We start from the raw sequence: 17,743 nt of genomic DNA on the forward strand, positions 1-17,743 counted from the left end.
CAAGCTTGTCGAAGGGCTGTACTTCCTTAAAACAGCTGACAGAAAGAGCAGGGCTTCGACAAGCTCAACTCAAACGGAGTGGATAGAGCCCAATGCCCGCCAAGCCTTCCATCGTCTTCTACCTCGCCCGCGCCGATAACGGTGTTATCGGCAAGGATGGCCGATTGCCCTGGCGGATTTCGGAGGACCTGAAGCGCTTCAAGAAGAGCACCATGGGCAAACCGATGATCATGGGCCGCAAGACGTTCGAGAGCTTTCCGAGCCCATTGCCGGGGCGCCGCCATATCGTGCTGACGCGATCGCGGGACTGGTCGCCGGCAGGAGCCGAAGTTGCGCACAGCCCGGAAGAGGCTTTTGCGCTGGCCGGGGATGATAGCGATATCGCCATTATCGGCGGCGCTGAAATCTACCGCCTGTTCCTGCCCCGGGCCGACCGTATCGAGCTGACCGAAGTCCATTGCGAGCCGGACGGCGATGCAAGTATCGACAATTTCGACCCCGAAACATGGACAGAAACGGCGCGGGAGGATTTCCCGGCAGAAAGCGGTCAACCCGCTTTCAGTTTCGTCACTCTGGAGCGCAAAACATGATCCGCAAAATCCTGATCGGCGTTTTTTTGGTAATCGCCATATTGGCCGCTTTGTTCTTTACGCTTGGCCCGGGCATCCTCGAACGCGGCATGAACCAGCGTGCGGATGTCGCACTGCCGACAGTCTCTCCCGAGGCCCAGGCGCTGCACGAACGGCTCATCATTGCCGATATGCATGGCGATACACTGCTCTGGGATCGCAATCTGCTGAATCGCGCCGCGCGCGGCCATGTGGACCTGCCCCGGCTGCAGGATGGCAATGTCGCGCTGCAGGTTTTTTCGTCGGTGACCCAATCGCCGCCGGGCCTCAACTATGATTCCAACTCAGCGGATAGTGACAATATACTCTGGCTGGCCATCGCCCAGCTCCAGCCGTTCCGGACCTGGAGCTCCCTGGTTGAACGTTCGCTCTACCATGCCGACAAGCTGGCGCGAGCCGAGGCAAACAGCGGCGGAACGCTGCGCATCATCCGGTCCCGGCGCGATATCGATACGCTGCTCGCCGACCGGCAGCGCGGAGAGCAGGTAACGGGTGCGATGCTCTCGATCGAGGGGCTGCACAATCTGGAGGGCGAAGCCGCCAATCTGAACCGGCTGTTCAATGCAGGTTTCCGCATGGCCAGCCCGACCCATTTCTTCGACAATGAGCTAGGCGGATCGATGCATGGGCTTGAAAAAGGCGGGCTCACCGATTTCGGACGCGACATCATTCGGCGGATGGAAGAAAGCCGGATGATTATCGACATCGCCCATGCCAGCCCGGCCATGGTCGACGAAATCCTCGCCATGGCGACCCGGCCCGTCGTGTCCAGCCATGGCGGCGTACAGGCGGTGTGCGATGTAAACCGCAACCTGAACGACGCGCAGATCAGCGCGGTCGCCGCAACCGGCGGCGTAATCGGCATCGGTTATTGGGACGGCGCACTCTGTTCGTTCGAGCCGGCCAATGTCGTCCGGTCCATCCTCCATGTTCGCGCCCTTGTGGGTGTCCGGCATGTCGGTCTCGGATCAGACTATGACGGCTCGACCATGGTCGGCTTCGACACGAGCGAGCTTGCGATCATCACACAGCTGCTGATGGAAGCGGGCCTGAGCGAGGGAGAAATCGCGCAGGTGATGGGCGGCAATGTGATCCGCCTGCTGCGTGACGGGCTTCCGCAGGGCTGAGGGGCTGGTGATGGAGCCGCATTGCCGCTCTCGTCCCGCGCCCCTATAGGCATCCGATGCAGCGGCTTTTCCACCGCGATACCGTGTCCGGTGATTTGCGGGGCGGCGTTATCGCACTTGGCAATTTCGATGGCTTTCACCGGGGGCACCAGGCCGTTGTCGGCCGGGCCGTTCAGCACGCCCATGACGATGACCGCCCGGTTATTGTCGCCACCTTCGATCCGCATCCCGTCCGTCATTTCCAGCCCGATGCGCCTCCCTTTCGACTGACCACGCTCGATCAGCGCGAAGAGCTGTTCAAGGAAGCAGGCGCCGATGCGATGATGGTGTTCGCCTTTGACGACGAGCTGGCCAGCACATCTGCCGAGGATTTCGTCGAGGAAATCCTGCTCCGCCGTTTTGGCGTCGCGGGCATCGTTACCGGCAATGATTTCGTGTTCGGCAAGGGCCGCAAGGGCGATGTCGTGATGCTGGCGGACTATGCAAAATCGCGCGGTTTTTTCACGGAAATCGCAGCGCCGGTTACGGAAGATGAGTATGTCATCTCGTCCAGCCGCATTCGCGCGGCCCTGAAGGCGGGCGATTGCGAAACCGCCGCCCATCTCCTGACCCGGCCCTTCACCATAGAAGGCGTGGTGGAGCATGGCGCAAAACAGGGCCGCGAACTGGGCTACCCGACCGCCAATATCCGCCTCGGCAGCTATATCCGGCCGAAATACGGAATTTACGCGGTGCGCGGCCGCCTGCCCGACGGGCGCACGCTGAACGGCGCAGCCAATCTCGGCATCCGGCCGAGCTTCGATCCGCCAACCGAACTGCTGGAACCCCATTTCTTCGATTTCACCGGCGATCTTTACGGCCAGACGATTGCCGTCGAACTCGTCAGCTTCATCCGCGAGGAAGCGAAGTTTGATGATCTCGACGCGCTGAAAGTGCAGATGGCCGAAGATTGCGCGGAAGCCGAAAGACGGCTGACGCGGCACGTGCTCTAGAACATCATCGTCATTCCGGACTTGATCCGGAATCCAGGGCCAAACACGTTCTCGCATACAGCTCTGGACCCCGGATCAGGTCCGGGGTGACGAACTCCCGGCGTAAAACCGCTAGACGCCTTGCCCCTTCCCCCTTACATCGCCCCAAATGTCCGAACAGCCCGACTATAAAGACACGGTTTTCCTGCCGAAGACCGATTTCCCGATGAAAGCTGGCCTGGCCAACAAGGAGCCGGGCATCCTCGCGCGCTGGGAAGAGCATGACCTGTACGGCAAGCTGCGCGAGGCGCGCAAAGGCCGCGAGAAATTCATCCTGCATGATGGCCCGCCCTATGCGAACGGCAATATCCATATCGGCCATTCGCTGAACAAGATTTTGAAGGATCTTGTCGCGCGTTCGCAGAGCCTGCTCGGCAAGGACGCGCCCTATATTCCGGGCTGGGATTGCCACGGTCTTCCCATCGAGTGGAAAATCGAAGAGCAGTATCGCAAGAAAAAGCGCAACAAAGACGAGGTTCCCGCCGCAGAGTTCCGCCAGGAATGCCGCGACTATGCCGCGAAATGGGTCGATGTGCAGCGCGAGGAGTTCAAGCGGCTCGGCGTGATGGGCGAGTGGGACAAGCCCTATCTCACCATGGATTTCGACGCCGAGGCGACCATCGTCGCGGAGTTTCTGAAATTCGCCGAAAGCGGCCAGCTCTATCGCGGCGCGAAGCCGGTGATGTGGTCACCGGTGGAGAAGACAGCGCTGGCCGAGGCCGAAGTCGAGTATGCGGATGTTCAGTCGACGCAGATCGATGTGGCATTTGAGATTACGGAAAGCCCGATCCCCGAGTTGGTCGGCGCGCATGCCGTTATCTGGACAACGACGCCCTGGACGATTCCGGTCAACCAGGCGATCGCGTACGGAGAAGGTATTGAATACGACTTGATTCAGGCGCTCGACGGCACGGGTCCGGTCTACCTTGTCGCATCGGAGTTGTGGAACGAGTTCCGGGCGCGGATGGGCAACATTGAGCTAACGACTATCAATGATGTCATGGGACACATGCTCGCCGGCACTATCGCCCGTCATCCGATGCACAAGCTCGGCGGCTTTTTCGCCAACCCACGCCCTTTTATCGCCGCCGATCATGTGACAACCGAGGCCGGCACCGGCCTTGTCCATATGGCGCCCGATCATGGCGAAGAAGATTTCTTTGCCTGCAAGGAACATGGCATCGATCCTGTGTTCGCGGTCGATGACGATGGCGTTTATCGCGAGGATTGGCTCTGGCTGCCGCGCGGCGACGAGCGGGCGGGCAATGTCATCAACAAGCGGTTCAATTCGTCCGAAGGGCCGATCTGTTCGGATTTGCGCGAAGCCGGGGCGCTGCTTTCGGCGTCGGACGATTTCCAGCACAGCTATCCGCATAGCTGGCGATCCAAGGCCAAGGTCATCTATCGCTGCACGCCGCAATGGTTCGTGCGGATGGATGAGGCATTGGAGAGCGGGAAAACCCTGCGCGAAACCGCCCTCTCCGAAATCGACACAACCCGCTTCGTGCCGGAACGGGGCCGCAAGCGTCTGCGCTCGATGGTCGAAGGCCGCCCGGACTGGGTGCTCTCCCGCCAGCGTGCCTGGGGTGTGCCGATCACTGTCTATGCCGACAAGGACGGAAACTATCTGAACGACCCCGAGGTCAATGCGCGGATTATCGAGGCCGTACGCAATGGCGGGGCCGATGCATGGTTCGCCGCCGATCACCAGGCGCTGCTCGGCAACACATACAGCCTCGACGATTGGGAAGTCGTCACGGACATCTTGGATGTCTGGTTCGACAGCGGATCGACCCATGCCTTTGTGCTGGAGAGCGGCAAATGGCCCAATCTCCGTTCGCCCGCCGATCTCTATCTCGAAGGCTCGGACCAGCATCGCGGCTGGTTCCAGTCGAGTCTTCTGGAATCATGCGGTACGCGGGGACGCGCACCCTACAAGGACGTGCTCACCCACGGCATGACGCTGGACGCCAAGGGCTTCAAAATGTCGAAGAGCCTCGGCAACACGCTCGATCCGCAGAAGATCATCGACGTCAATGGCGCGGATATCCTGCGCCTTTGGGCTTCGACCGTCGACTTCACCGAGGATCACCGGATCGGCCCGGAAATCCTGAAAGGCGTGACGGACATGTACCGCAAGCTGCGCAACAGCTTCCGCTACATGCTCGGCGCGCTATCGGATTTCGACGAGAGCGAGCGTGTCGCCGTTGCCGACATGCCGGAGCTTGAGCGCTATGTGCTGCACCTGCTGGCCGAGCTGGACGCGACGCTGAAGGAAGCCGTCAACGATTACGCCTTCCCCCGCTATGTCCGAGCGCTGACCGATTTTGCGAACGAAGACCTGTCCGCCTTCTTCTTCGATATCCGCAAGGATTGCCTCTATTGCGACGCGCCGGACGATCCCAAGCGCCGCGCATATCGCACGGTGCTCGACACGCTGTTCCACGCGCTGGTGCGCTATGCCTCGCCGGTCCTCTGCTTCACGGCGGAAGAGGTCTGGCAGACACGCTATCCGGATGCCGGGTCGATCCATCTGGAAGAATGGCCTGCGGTTAACCCCGAATGGCGGATTTTTGAACATCGTGAAAAATGGAATGAGATCGTTTCAATTCGGAAACACGCCACAGAACAGATAGAACCGCTTCGACGCGACAAGATCATTCGCTCAAGTTTGGAAGCGGAACTGTATATGCCGATCCGGGATATGCCATTCGATGAAGAGACCTTCGCCGAAGTGGCTATCGTCGCGGCTGTTCACGATGCAAAGACATACAGTGTGAAGAAAACCGACCACAGCAAATGCGGCCGCTGCTGGCGTCTTCTGCCCGATGTGGAGGAAGACGGCGCGCTGTGCGGACGCTGTGCGGAGGTGATCGGTGCCTAGCGCTCTAACCCCCGACCTGTGTCAACCAGTGTCAACCTGGCGGATCGCAGCATGAGCGAAAACAAGCGCTTAGCGCGTGCTACTGTGATTGGTTACGTCCTCGCACTGGCGATTTTCCTGATCGACCAGATATCGAAATACTGGATCATTACACTGCTCCAACTGCCCCAGCGCGGGCAGATCGAGCTGATGAGTATCCTCAATTTCACCTGGGTGGAAAATCGCGGTGTCTCGCTTGGTATGCTGACTGCTTCGTCCGATATGCAGCGCTGGCTGCTTGTCGGGCTGACGGGTGCGATTTCGCTCGGGGTGGTAATCTGGATCTGGCGGGAAAAGCGCACACAGGATGTGCTGGCCCTTGGCCTTGTGCTGGGCGGCGCGATCGGCAATCTCGTCGATCGGGTCCGCTACGGCTATGTCGCGGATTTTATCGATTTGCATTTTGGAGACTTTCAGCCCTTTTTGGTCTTCAATGTCGCGGACGCGGCGATTACCATGGGGGTTGTGATTTTGGTGTTGCGGGCTTTTCTGCTACGCGACAAGCCTGAACCGGCGGAGACAGAGTAATGCGTAAAGTGATGGTGGTAACGAGCCTTGTTGTGATGGGCGCAAGTCTTTCGGCATGCAGCGTTTTCGGCGGTGGTCGGGATCGTCCTGACGAGTTTCTCGTGTCGCGTTCCGCGCCGCTGGTGATTCCGCCCGATTTCGCACTGACCCCGCCGCGCCCCGGCGAACCGGCAGCCCGCGGCGCCGATTCGAGCACCGAGGCCCTGCAAGCCATGTTCGGCGGCCCCGCTCCGCGCAGTGCGGCTGAAGCAGCGCTAATCGGCGAAGCCGATCCCGCTTCGGCCCGGCCCGGCATTCGCAGCAATGTCGGTGATCCCGATACCCAAGCGGTCGACTATGGCTCGACGACGCAGGCGATCCTGAATGCGCCCGAGGGCGATGCCCCCGAAGCGACGGTTTCGACACCGCAATAAGGCGAGAGATTTGAGAGAAACCGTTTACCCTGAGCTTGTCGAAGGGTTGCTCTTTCTCTCTCCCGTTGAAGAATTAAGGACAGGGCTTCGACACGCTCAGCCCCGACGGGCGGGGTAAGCGATTCATGCGCGCCCTCCTCTTCCGTAGACTGCTAACCGCGATCCCGACGCTGCTTTGCGTCGTGGTCCTTTCTTTCGTGCTCATGCGGCTTGCGCCCGGTGGTCCGTTCGACGGCGAACGCGCGCTTGACGAAGAGACCCGCGCAGCACTGGATGCGGCCTATGGTCTGGATCTGCCGCTCGGCGAACAGATCATACTCTATATCGGCAGGATCGTGCGCGGTGATTTCGGGCCGAGCCTCGTCTATCGGGACTTCACCGTCAGCGAGTTGATCGCGCAGGGCCTGCCGGTCTCGCTCACCATCGGCGGATTGGCTCTGCTGCTGTCCTGCGCGCTGGGCATCGGTGGAGGTCTCTGGGCCGCAGTTCGCGCCGGGCGATGGCAGGACGAAGCGGTCATGGGTGCCGCAACGCTGCTGACGGCCCTGCCAGTATTCGTCACCGGGCCGCTCTTCGTGCTGATCTTCGCGCTGGGCCTGGGCTGGTTGCCGGTCTCGGGCTGGGAAGCTGGCAGCCCTTCCCATCTCGTCCTCCCGGTCGTCGCCCTCGCCCTGCCATTTGCCGGTGCCATTGCCAAACTCACCAGGGCGGGCCTCGCAAAGGCGCTGAACGAGGATCATGTTCGCACGGCGCGGGCACGCGGCCTCGCCGAAAGCCAGGTCATCGCGCGCCACGCTCTGCGGCCGGCGCTCGTTCCGGTCGCCAGCTATCTCGGTCCCGCAGCGGCGGGCCTGCTCACCGGTGCCGTCATCATCGAAACGGTTTTCGCCCTGCCCGGCCTCGGCCGCTATTTCGTGCAAGGCGCGCTCAACCGCGACTATCCGCTCGTGCTCGGCGTCGTCACCCTCTATGCCGGGCTCATCATCCTGTTCAATCTCGTTGCCGATCTCATCTATGGCTGGCTCGACCCGAGGATGCGTGCCGAATGAACCGCCGGGCCACCCCAGACAATCCCCGCACTGGCCGCGGCAGACCGGGCCGCATCCCGCTCCTGATCGTCGCGGCGATCGCGCTTGCGGCCCTGGTCGTTCCGCCTCTCCTGCCTTGGACGCACAGCGCGATCGGCTGGGACGCTGTCCGCGCCCCGCTCTTCGCACCCGGACACCTGCTGGGCACCGATACGGTGGGCCGTGACCTGCTGGCCCGCACTCTGGTCGGCACGCGCGTCACGCTCGCCGTGGCGCTAGCAGCCGCATTGGTCGCGCTGATAATCGGAACGGCATGGGGCGCGATCGCCGGCTGGTGCGGCGGCAGGATCGACGAGGCAATGATGCGGATCGTCGACGGGCTTTACGCCCTCCCCTTCATGTTTGTCGTCATCCTGCTGATGGTCGTGTTCGGACGCAGCATCGTCCTCGTCTTCATCGGTATCGGCGCGGTCGAATGGCTGACCATGGCGCGGGTCGTGCGGGGACAGGTCATCGCGCTGAAGGAACGCCCCTTCGTCACGGCCGCCGAGGCCGCGGGGGCTTCGCCTGTGCGCATCCTGACCGGCCATATTCTGCCCAATGTCGCCGGTGTTGCGCTCGCCTATCTGCTCCTCACCGTGCCGCAGGTCGTGATGGTCGAGAGTTTCCTCTCCTTTCTGGGGCTGGGTGTGCAGGAACCGCTGACCTCGCTCGGCATCCTCGTCAAAGAAGGCGCCGACGATATGGATCTCCAGCCCCATGCCCTGCTGATACCGGGCGGCGTGCTGGTCCTCGTCATCGTCTGCCTGACCATCGCGGGCGAGCGCCTGCGCGACAGGCTGGCCCGATGAGCGTCTACACCGTCGACGGGCTGCATGTCCGGATCGACGGAGAGCTCGTCGTCGAGGATGTCGGTTTCGCGGTCGGTGCAGGCGAGTGCGTCGCGCTGGCCGGGGCCTCGGGCTCGGGCAAGAGCCAGAGCTGCCTTGCGCCTTTCGGCCTGTCGCCCGGTATCCCGGCCGGGTCGGCCCGGCTCGGCAAGACGGAACTGATCGGCGCCGATCCGGCCACGCTGCGGCAGATACGCGGGAAGGATGTCGGTTTTGTCTTCCAGCATCCGCTGACGGCCCTTACTCCGCACCTGACCATCGGCGCGCAGCTCTCCGAGGCTTGGCGGCAAGGCGGTGCACCGCCGCCCTCGCGCAGCGACATGATTGCGGCATTGGACCGTGTAGGCCTCGACGAACCGGAAAACCGGCTCGATCAGTTTCCGCACCGCCTGTCGGGCGGCCAGCGACAGCGTGCGCTGATCGGCATGGCCATCGCCCACCGGCCGAAACTGCTGATTGCCGACGAACCCGTCAGCGCGCTCGACGCCAGTTTGCGTGCGGAAATCATGGCCCTGCTCGACACATTGCGGCGCGAGGACGGCCTCGCCCTTCTGCTGGTCAGCCATGATCTGGCTGCCATCGGCCGCCATGCCGACCGGCTGGTCATGCTGCGCGGCGGCCGGGTCGAGGAAAGCGGCCCGGCTGCCCGGCATCTTGCCGCCCCAACCAGCGCCTATGGGCGGGAGCTGGTCGCAGCGACGCCCAGGCTGACCGATCCACCGCCCGATCTGGCCGAAACGGGGGCCCCGCTCCTGCTGGCCGAGAATGTCCATGTCTCCTTTCCCCGCCCCGGCTGGCGACGGGGCCGCATCGAGGCGGTTTCCGGTGCATCGCTGACCGTGCATGAAGGCGAAGCGCTGGCGCTCGTCGGGGGGTCGGGGTCGGGCAAATCAACGCTCGCACGCGCCATTGCGCGGCTTGGGCCGCTTGATCGCGGGCAGGTTTGCTGGCGCGAAGAGACCCTGCCCGAACGCAAGCGCATGCTCCCCCGCTATCGCCGTCTGATCCAGCCGGTCTTTCAGGATCCGGCTGCAAGCCTTGATCCACAATGGCAGGTCTCGGATATCATCGCCGAACCGCTTCGCCATTTGCGCCCGGGGCTTGGAAAAGGGGATCGGGCTGAACTCGTCGGAGCGACCCTGCAGGAGGTCGACCTGCCGGCCGAGTTTGCCGATCGTCTGCCGCGCGCACTTTCCGGCGGCCAATCGCAGAGGGTCGCCATCGCAAGGGCACTGGTCAGCGAGCCCGAGATGCTGGTGCTCGACGAAGCGACATCGGCGCTCGATGTCCTTGTCGCGGGCCGGGTCCTCGATCTGCTCGAACGGCTCCGCCAAAAGCGCAATCTGGCGCTGTTGTTCATCACCCATGATCTCGCCGTTGCGCGGCGGCTCTGTCACCGCATTGCGGTGATGGAGGCGGGAGAGATTGTCGAAGAAGGGCCGGCGCAGCGGATAATCGCCACACCGGCCCATCGGGCAACGCAAAAACTTGTCACGGCCTCGGGCGTTTAGAAGCTGACGCCGAGCGTACCGACAACCGCGCCGTCCGTGCCCGGCCCGTCCACCGCCGTCGAGACATAGGCGACGCCGACGGAGAGCATGCCGAATACGGCTTCGGCGCTCAGTCCCCAATCCCAATAATCGCCGTCCGGATCGACCGACAGGCTGCCATCGGTGTATCCGAGATGGCCGCCAACCGAGACTGGCGTACCCGGAATACCGATACCGATATCGGAATAGACATAGAGATTGTCGTCATTGCCGATCGCATTCTGGCTCGGCGCCCATGCGACCCCGGTCGTGACTTCGGCCGGGCCGATTGCATAGGTAAGCGAGGCATAGGGCTCGACATAGTCGGCATCGCCGACATTGCCGTTCGGGTAGAGATAGGCGAGTATGCCGACATCGAGGCTGAGGCCCGATGCGACTTCGCCCGACCAGCCAGCATAAATGTCCAGCTCGGTATGGCCGAAAACCGGGCTGTCCTCGATCGACGACGCCCAGGTGCCGACATAGAAACCGCTGATATGCTCGATATCGATCCCGCCCTGGATCGCGATATCCTCGTCAGAAAAGGAAACGCCACGAAACCGATAGTCCGTCACAAGCGCGGCATTGCCGGAAAGGTTGAAACCGCCGCCAAGTTCTTCGGCATGGAGCGGCGTGGCGATGGCGGTGGTGGCGAAAAGAGCGAGGCCAAAAATCGAGGTGCGCATAATATATCCTTTTTGTTCGAATACGGTTCTATTCGTCCCAGCGCACCCCTCGCTCTCTGTCCTGCAAAGGCGGACCGATAGGGCTATTGATTATGAACATGCAGATGTTCGCACATGCACACAATGATATTTCAAAGAATAGAGCGCAAAAGATCAAGAATGTTGCTGCGCTGCAACATTCTCGCTGCGCCGGGGTGAGCTTAGCCAAATATTAGAAGCTTTGGGCGATTATGACAGCGGATATGAAAAGAGCCGTACAATGACCGTTCAAAACCAGATAGTTGCGCAGGAAAGCGCTGGATCCGAGCTGGAGCAGGTTTCCCGGCTCTATACAGTGCTGTCAATCGTCGAACAGATGGTGCCTCAGGATGCGAAATCACGCGATATTCCCGACGAAGCGACATTGCGCAGGGCATTCGGCCGGACACCGGGCATAGCCAGGAACGGCTTTCAATCGGTCGCGGACCAAACCGTTCTTGCCGCCACAGCCGGCGCGCGCGCCTTGCTCGGCAAAGGCCCGGAGGCATCGATCGCGGCGGAAGAACTGGCGCGCCACCTGCGTCAGCGCATATTCCAGCTCGGCAGATTTGTCGGGCTTTAGCTGGCGCCCGGCTTTGGCGGGGCCACCGGTGCGGACGCGGCTATGTCATCCCCGGCCAGCGCCATCGGTTTGCCTTCCGGCCATTCCTTGATGTGAAGATCGCGCTGCGGGAACGGAATCTCGATATCATTCTCTTTGAATTTCCACCAGATCCGGTTGAGAATCTCCGAGCGGACATTGGCAACACCCTCTTCGGGATCCTTGATCCAGACGCGTACATCGAAATTCACCGACGAATCGCCAAATTCGAACAAGAGTGTTTTGGGCTTCGGGCTTTTGAGAACACGCGGAGCATCAAGCGCCGCCTCGACCATCAATTCCTGCGCCAAGCGAATGTCACAGTTATAGGATACGCCAACCTCGATATGAACGCGGACCTCCAGGCTGGAATAGGACCAGTTCTCCACCTCTTCGGTCATCAGGTTTTCGTTCGGTATCAGATGTTCCTTGCCGTCACGCGTAATGATCGAAACCGCACGTACACCGATCTTATTGACCCAACCGAAACTCTCGCCGACCGCAATCACATCGCCAGGTTTGATCGAGCGGTCCATAAGCAGAATGATGCCGGCGATCAGATTGCCGACCGTCTTCTGCATGCCGAAACCGACGGCAAGACCAAGCGCACCTGAAAAGAAGGCCAGCGCCGTAAGGTCGATACCCAGAATATCGATACCGATGAAAAAGGCCGCCGCCATAATGACGACGGTCGCCAGCTTGTCGGCCAGCAGTTTCTGGGCCGGATCAAGACCGCTGGAACTCTGGATCGAATGGCTGATGACACGGCGCATGATGCGGACGACGGCGAACAGCGCGAGCGCCGTAATGACGATTATCATGACCGTGAGCAAAGAGATCCGGGTGCTTCCGACCGTGACCCCGATGCGATCGAAGACAAAGGTGACGCGTTCCAGTCCGCCGACCGCATTGCTCAGGATCACGCCGAACGTGAACAGCCCCACTGTCAGCGAAATCCAGCGGGAAAAATTGATCGCCCTCGCAATGTGCCAGACCAGATAACCTGCACACAGGCCCCACCCTGCTCCAATCACAAGATCGGTAAAGGTCCACCAGTCCATGGCGAAGAACGCGATTGCGAGGACAATCGAAACGGTAGCGTGGTAGATGATACGCACCATTCGCGCACTGAGCCCCTCGGCGCGATCGCCGACAGCCTTGTCCCAGAAACCCGCAAGATGCTGCCCGGCCCAACGGCTTATGACCCAGCCGATCGCCGTACCGGTCCCGACGAAGAACAGGCCGATCGCAACAGCGAGCCAGTTGAGATCGTCCGGCAGGGGAACCCCGATACGGGTGAGAAGGGCGATTACCTCTTGCATGCTGTCTTCTCGTATCTTTCCAGGCCCTTCGCAAGGTCAGCCATCAGGTCGGCGCAGTCTTCCAGGCCAATGTTGAGCCGGATTACCGGTCCCTCGGCCTTCCATTCGGTGGCCGATCGGTCGGGCGTAGGATCGACTGGCAGGGCAAGGCTCTCATATCCACCCCAGCTATAGCCGATACCGAACAGCGCGAGCCCATCGACAAATGCCGCAACGGCATCGGCATCCCCGCCATCCATGACAAAGGAAAACAGTCCGGCGGATCCGGAAAAATCTCGCCGCCAGATGGCGTGTCCGGGGCAGTCGGGCAGCGCCGGGTGCAGCACTCGGGCGACCCGGGGCTGACCGGCGAGCCAGCGCGCGATCTTGAGGGCTGAATCCTGGTGTTGGCGCATTCGTACATCCAGCGTACGCAGCCCGCGCAGCGCGAGATAAGCATCGTCCGGGGCAATGACCTGTCCCAGTTGCTGCGCCGTGCGCCGCACGCGCTGCCAGTATTTCTCGGTGCATGTGACCGAACCCAACATCACATCGCTGTGGCCGACAATATATTTGGTGCCGGCAAGGATCGTAATATCGACGCCATGTTCGATACCGCGAAAAAAATAGGAAGCCGCCCAGGTGTTGTCGAGCAGGGTCGTTACACCGCGGTCTTTCGCAGCGGCGCAGATTGCGGGCACATCCTGAATCTCGAACGTCAGGCTGCCCGGGCTTTCCATCATGATTGCGCGGGTCCGCTCGCAGATCAGATCGGCAATACCCGCGCCGATCAAAGGATCATAATAGCGGGTTTCCACGCCCCATTTCTTCAGGAAGGCTTCGGCGTAGCTGCGGGTCGGGTCATAGCTGCTGTCAGCCATCAACAGCACGTCGCCGGGCCTCAACACAGCCAGCAGCGCACAGGCAATCGCTGAAACGCCGGACGGAAACAGCATTGTCCCATGCGCACCCGGTTCCAGCTCGGTCAGCGCTTCGGCAAGGGCCCATTGCGTCGGCGATCCGCGCCGACCGTAGAAAAAACGGCCATCCTCGTTACTGGCCTTGCCAGCGCGCATATCTGCAACGGAATCATATAAATGGGTGCTGGCGCGCCAGACCGGCGGATTAACGACCGCACCCGTCCATTCCTTGCGCCGACCGCCCGTTACAAGGCGCGTCGCGGGTTTCTTGTCGGACCCGCCTCCCCTCACGCGGCTCCGGTCGCTTTTTCGGTATCCGCCTGCCCGCCCCATTCGGCCCAGCTACCATCGTAGAGCGCCACATCGCCCTTACCGAGCAGTTTGGCACCGAACAGAAGTACCGCCGCCGTCGTGCCGCCGCCGCAGGTTGTAACCATCGGCTTGCCAAGATCGACCCCGGCCGCGGTGAAGGCTGCCTTCAGATCGTCACCCTGCTTCCAGGTGCCGTCATCATTGAACAGAGTGGAATGCGGTACATTTTTGGAACCCGGAATATGGCCGGGCGCAACACCGGGGCGCGGTTCCGGGCCTTCTCCCCTGAAACGTTCTTCGGGGCGGGCATCGACGATCTCGACCTCGTCCGATCCGGCCAGCGCTTTCATTGCGTCAAGATCGCGAACCGAACTGTCGTCATGAAACGGCGTGAAATGCCGGTGGCGAACCTGCTGTTTTCCCTGTTCGACGGCATGGCCCTCGGCTTTCCACTTGGCGAGGCCGCCATCCAGAACGGCAACATTATGCGCACCGAAAACATCCTTGGTCATCCACCAGGCGCGGGCGGCGCTGTGCAGCGGCGAATTATCGTAGATCACGATACGGCGGCCATCGCCGATGCCGAGCGATTGCATCCGGCTGGCGAATTTCTCCGCAGTCGGCAGCATTCCCGGAAGATTGCTCGACGTATCGCACACCTCTTCAAGATCCATGAAAACCGCGCCGGGGATATGCTCGAAGCCATATTCTGCCTTCGCATCGCGCCCTGCATCGGGAAGGAACTGCGTCGCATCAATGATGTGCAGATCGCTGGCTCCCATTTCTCCGGCGAGCCATTCGGTCGAGACGAGCATTTCCATGTTCAACTAATTCCTGCTTGGGTTTCGAGTCCCCCAATCCTTAGCTTTGGCCGTCGGCCTAGTCGAGGGATTCCCTCACCAAATGGACAATGACCTGCCCGTGGGGACTTTGCCGGCCAGCCAGATCACCGACTGCGAATGAAAGCGCGAATATCCTGTGTCAGCCGGGTCAGTTCCGGCTCGTTCACATACATCATGTGGCCTGCATCATAATAGCGATAGTGAATACGTTCAGTGGGCATGCCGGTTCTCGACAGCGCATATTCGGCGCCGAAAAACGGTGTGGCGAAATCGAAATAGCCCTGGGCGACGAAAACATTGAGGCCGCTATTTTCCCGCATCGCGCGACCGATATAGGGCGCGACACTGCGATAATAGGTGCTGTCCCTGCCGCCTCGGCTCAAATCCCAGTCCCATTCGCTGACCCCGCCGATCGTCACATATTGGCGATCCGGGTTAAAACCGAGCGTCTCGCGGACATGGCTGTTGAGCGCCGCCGTATAGCTGGCATCGATCCCATAGAAGCTCGGATCATTGTCCGGCGATTCCCCAGCATTGTCATAATCGCGGCCCGTATAGCGGGAATCGAGCCGCCCCACTGTCAGCCCCTGATCGCGCAAAAGCTCCTTGTAGAAACGGCGCGGAGAAACGCGCAGATCGGCTTGCTCAAGATACGTCTCCGACAGGCCCGTGAAATAGGCGAGAAGGCGGCGGATATCGGCGCGCGTATCGGCTTGCAGCTCGCTGCCCCGGATCAGTGCTGTCAGATATTCGCCTCGGGCGAATTCGCGCGCCGCCGCAACATGACTTTCAAGGTCGGAAACGTCCGCCGGCGCACGCCCATGATAGAATGCCGTCGCGGCCATCGTCGGCAAATGCAGGACATAAGGCATCTCGTTGCCCGGAACCTCTGCCTGTGCCCCGAAATCCAGGATCGTCGAAATTAGCAGCAATCCGTTAAACGCGACATCGTTGAAACTGCCTTCAAGCACATTGACGACGGCGGCCGTCCGTGTCGTGCCATAGCTTTCCCCGCCTAGGTATTTCGGTGAATTCCAGCGGCCATTTTCGGACAGCCAGCGCCGGATGAAAGTGCCAATCGATCGAGCATCGGCATCGACACCCCAAAATTCCGTTGGTTCCGTATCACCGAGAGTCGTGCTGAATCCCGTACCGACCGGATCGATAAAGACGATGTCGGTAACGTCGAGCAAGCTGTCCGGATTGTCTATCATGCGATAAGGCGGCGCGCCGTCATCCGTACCGTTGGAAGGAATCGCGACGCGGCGCGGCCCGAACGCCCCCATGTGCAGCCATAGCGACCCGGAGCCAGGCCCGCCGTTGAACAGAAACGTGATGGGCCGCGAGACATCTCCGCCATCGCGGATATAGGCGACCGAGAAAATACGGGCATTGGGATTGCCGTCATCATCCGTCAGATAAGTCTCTCCGGCCGTTGCTGTATAGGCAAATGACTGGCCGCCGAATGCACCGCGATGTCGGGTAACCGAAACGACAGGATCGGGAATTTCCACCGCTGGCTGGGCGGCGGTTTCTTGTGCTTCCTGGGCGAGTGCCGGCGTCATTGCCAGAATCGCCAAACCCGCCGCTATCGATCGGAAAATCATGCGCTACCCCTCTGAAAAAATCAACCAATCTATGGCATGAAGCGCCGATAGCGACAAGCGAAGCAAGGTCAGGGTCAGGCGGTTTTGACGCTCAGCATCCGGCAACCGATCGCGCCAAATTGACCAAAACCCCGTTCCAGCCAGAAGGGCTGCATTTTCGGCGTTGGCGGTTCCAGTTCGCGACCGACAAGCATCGCGGCATGCATTTCATGCAGCACATCGTCGCTGTCCCTGTAGCAGGGGACCATATCGACAATGGGTACCAGCATGGGTTTGCCATCCGACTGGAGCGGTTTGAAGACCGTGGGATCGAGGCGGATTTCACCCGTATGGGTATGCGAGGCACCGGCCTCCAGCGTGTCGAACGAAACACAGGGTGGGCCGGCTTCGGCCGCGCTTTCCATCGCACTGCTATCGGCACAGCGCATCCCCAGCCGGACGGCAATGTCCTGCAGCGGCCCATCGCTGATGTTGAACAGCGTCAGCCGATAGGTGAGTGTCAATCCGAGCGTGGACAGACGCGCCGACAAGGGCTGGAAATCGACTTCGATCCGGGACGGTGCATCCGCAGCGGGCGACGCGACAGGTGCTGCGGCCATAGCTGGCGTTGGTGTCTCTGGAGCTGGCGTCGGTGCTCGATGCGCTTCTGGTTCGGCGTCTGGTTGTGCCTTTTTCCGAATAAGAGGTGCAAGCTCGGGGGCTTCCTCTTCTTTAACGAGCTTCGGGCTGCTCACTATCCGTATCACAACGGCAAGACCGACAATCGCGCCCAGCCCGAGCAACCAGACCCACCATGCAATGCCGCGCTGATCGAGAGGCGCATCGGCGACCGGACTTGCGTCCGTCTCAGCCGGTTCGGGCACCGGTGACTGATCGGCGATCAGCGGCCGCGGCAGGTCCGCGATCGACGACGAATCGGTTTCCGGCGCGCTAGATGGCGGCCGCGAAACAGATACTCTGGACTGGGCGGCATGATCTGGCGCGCTTTGCGGCCTGCTCACCGTTACGGCGGGAGCTGGATCGGGCTGGCGCGAAGTCATGGCCGGGCGGGAAGTGTTCACAGAGGATGACGGCGTTGGATCGGCATCGGGATCGATCAGGCGCGGAGAGGAGACACCGGGAGCCCGCGGTCCCTGCACATTCGGCTGGGCCTGTTCGCGGACTTCACCGGGTGGCAGGCTGAACACAGGTGGTCGCTGCGACTGCGTAGTCGGGCTGGTCTCAGCCTCGGTTTCGGCCTCCTGCGCCGAGACAGGGGCAAGCGGCGCGGCAAATGCCGCCAGAATTCCAAGTATGAAAAACGCATTACGCCGCACTGTTGCTACCCTATTCTGCCCCAGCCCCGATACAGCGTAGAA

Annotated in this window: 16 protein-coding genes; 10 read left to right on the plus strand and 6 right to left on the minus strand. The window is 61.2% G+C overall.

What is annotated here, in order from left to right; translation table 11 throughout:
- Positions 1-92: 92 nt before the first annotated feature.
- From DFR46_RS06240 to DFR46_RS06280, 9 genes are all read left to right on the plus strand, one after another.
- Entirely contained in the window at positions 93-590 is a 498-nt protein-coding gene (locus tag DFR46_RS06240) for a dihydrofolate reductase (RefSeq protein WP_116235661.1), read from the plus strand.
- Positions 587-1,756, plus strand: coding sequence for a dipeptidase (locus DFR46_RS06245; protein WP_211306386.1), 1,170 nt, complete (start codon positions 587-589; stop codon positions 1,754-1,756). The genes DFR46_RS06240 and DFR46_RS06245 overlap by 4 nt, the downstream gene beginning before the upstream one ends.
- 56 nt (positions 1,757-1,812) lie before the next feature.
- Complete coding sequence (locus DFR46_RS06250; protein ID WP_116235662.1) at positions 1,813-2,748, plus strand: bifunctional riboflavin kinase/FAD synthetase; 936 nt, start codon at positions 1,813-1,815, stop codon at positions 2,746-2,748.
- Positions 2,749-2,896: 148 nt separating this feature from the next.
- A complete protein-coding gene (gene ileS, locus DFR46_RS06255) occupies positions 2,897-5,671 on the plus strand; it encodes an isoleucine--tRNA ligase (protein WP_116235663.1) in 2,775 nt (924 codons plus the stop codon).
- A gap of 51 nt (positions 5,672-5,722) precedes the next feature.
- Positions 5,723-6,238 (plus strand): signal peptidase II, encoded by a 516-nt coding sequence (gene lspA, locus DFR46_RS06260; RefSeq protein ID WP_116237190.1) that lies wholly within the window; start codon positions 5,723-5,725, stop codon positions 6,236-6,238.
- Positions 6,238-6,651 (plus strand): DUF3035 domain-containing protein, encoded by a 414-nt coding sequence (locus DFR46_RS06265; protein WP_116235664.1) that lies wholly within the window; start codon positions 6,238-6,240, stop codon positions 6,649-6,651. The genes lspA and DFR46_RS06265 overlap by 1 nt, the downstream gene beginning before the upstream one ends.
- Positions 6,652-6,776: 125 nt before the next feature.
- A complete protein-coding gene (locus DFR46_RS06270) occupies positions 6,777-7,700 on the plus strand; it encodes an ABC transporter permease (protein WP_116235665.1) in 924 nt (307 codons plus the stop codon).
- The gene (locus tag DFR46_RS06275) at positions 7,697-8,530 is read left to right on the plus strand and encodes an ABC transporter permease (RefSeq protein WP_116235666.1); all 834 of its coding nucleotides are present in this window, start codon (positions 7,697-7,699) and stop codon (positions 8,528-8,530) included. The genes DFR46_RS06270 and DFR46_RS06275 overlap by 4 nt, the downstream gene beginning before the upstream one ends.
- On the plus strand, positions 8,527-10,080 hold the full coding sequence (locus DFR46_RS06280) for an ATP-binding cassette domain-containing protein (RefSeq protein WP_116235667.1): 1,554 nt from the start codon (positions 8,527-8,529) through the stop codon (positions 10,078-10,080). Before DFR46_RS06275 ends, DFR46_RS06280 begins: the two co-directional genes overlap by 4 nt.
- Here the strand turns inward: DFR46_RS06280 and DFR46_RS06285 are convergent.
- A complete protein-coding gene (locus tag DFR46_RS06285) occupies positions 10,077-10,784 on the minus strand; it encodes a TorF family putative porin (protein WP_116235668.1) in 708 nt (235 codons plus the stop codon). The genes DFR46_RS06280 and DFR46_RS06285 overlap by 4 nt on opposite strands.
- A 259-nt stretch (positions 10,785-11,043) precedes the next feature.
- On the opposite strand from DFR46_RS06285, the gene DFR46_RS06290 reads away from it, so the two are divergent.
- Complete coding sequence (locus DFR46_RS06290) at positions 11,044-11,385, plus strand: hypothetical protein (protein WP_116235669.1); 342 nt, start codon at positions 11,044-11,046, stop codon at positions 11,383-11,385.
- On the opposite strand, the gene DFR46_RS06295 is transcribed toward DFR46_RS06290, so the two are convergent.
- From DFR46_RS06295 to DFR46_RS06315, 5 genes are all read right to left on the minus strand, one after another.
- Positions 11,382-12,725 (minus strand): mechanosensitive ion channel family protein, encoded by a 1,344-nt coding sequence (locus DFR46_RS06295; protein ID WP_116235670.1) that lies wholly within the window; start codon positions 12,723-12,725, stop codon positions 11,382-11,384. The two genes, DFR46_RS06290 and DFR46_RS06295, sit on opposite strands and share 4 nt — an antisense overlap.
- A complete protein-coding gene (gene metC / locus DFR46_RS06300) occupies positions 12,713-13,957 on the minus strand; it encodes a cystathionine beta-lyase (RefSeq protein ID WP_116235671.1) in 1,245 nt (414 codons plus the stop codon). The genes DFR46_RS06295 and metC overlap by 13 nt, the downstream gene beginning before the upstream one ends.
- The gene (gene sseA, locus DFR46_RS06305; protein ID WP_116235672.1) at positions 13,912-14,757 is read right to left on the minus strand and encodes a 3-mercaptopyruvate sulfurtransferase; all 846 of its coding nucleotides are present in this window, start codon (positions 14,755-14,757) and stop codon (positions 13,912-13,914) included. The genes metC and sseA overlap by 46 nt, the downstream gene beginning before the upstream one ends.
- A gap of 125 nt (positions 14,758-14,882) precedes the next feature.
- On the minus strand, positions 14,883-16,385 hold the full coding sequence (locus DFR46_RS06310) for a S10 family peptidase (RefSeq protein ID WP_116235673.1): 1,503 nt from the start codon (positions 16,383-16,385) through the stop codon (positions 14,883-14,885).
- A 74-nt stretch (positions 16,386-16,459) separates the two neighbouring features.
- Complete coding sequence (locus DFR46_RS06315) at positions 16,460-17,701, minus strand: hypothetical protein (protein ID WP_116235674.1); 1,242 nt, start codon at positions 17,699-17,701, stop codon at positions 16,460-16,462.
- Positions 17,702-17,743 lie beyond the last annotated feature (42 nt).

It is taken from the genome of Parasphingopyxis lamellibrachiae, from assembly GCF_003385775.1.
GTDB classification, from domain to species: domain Bacteria; phylum Pseudomonadota; class Alphaproteobacteria; order Sphingomonadales; family Sphingomonadaceae; genus Parasphingopyxis; species Parasphingopyxis lamellibrachiae.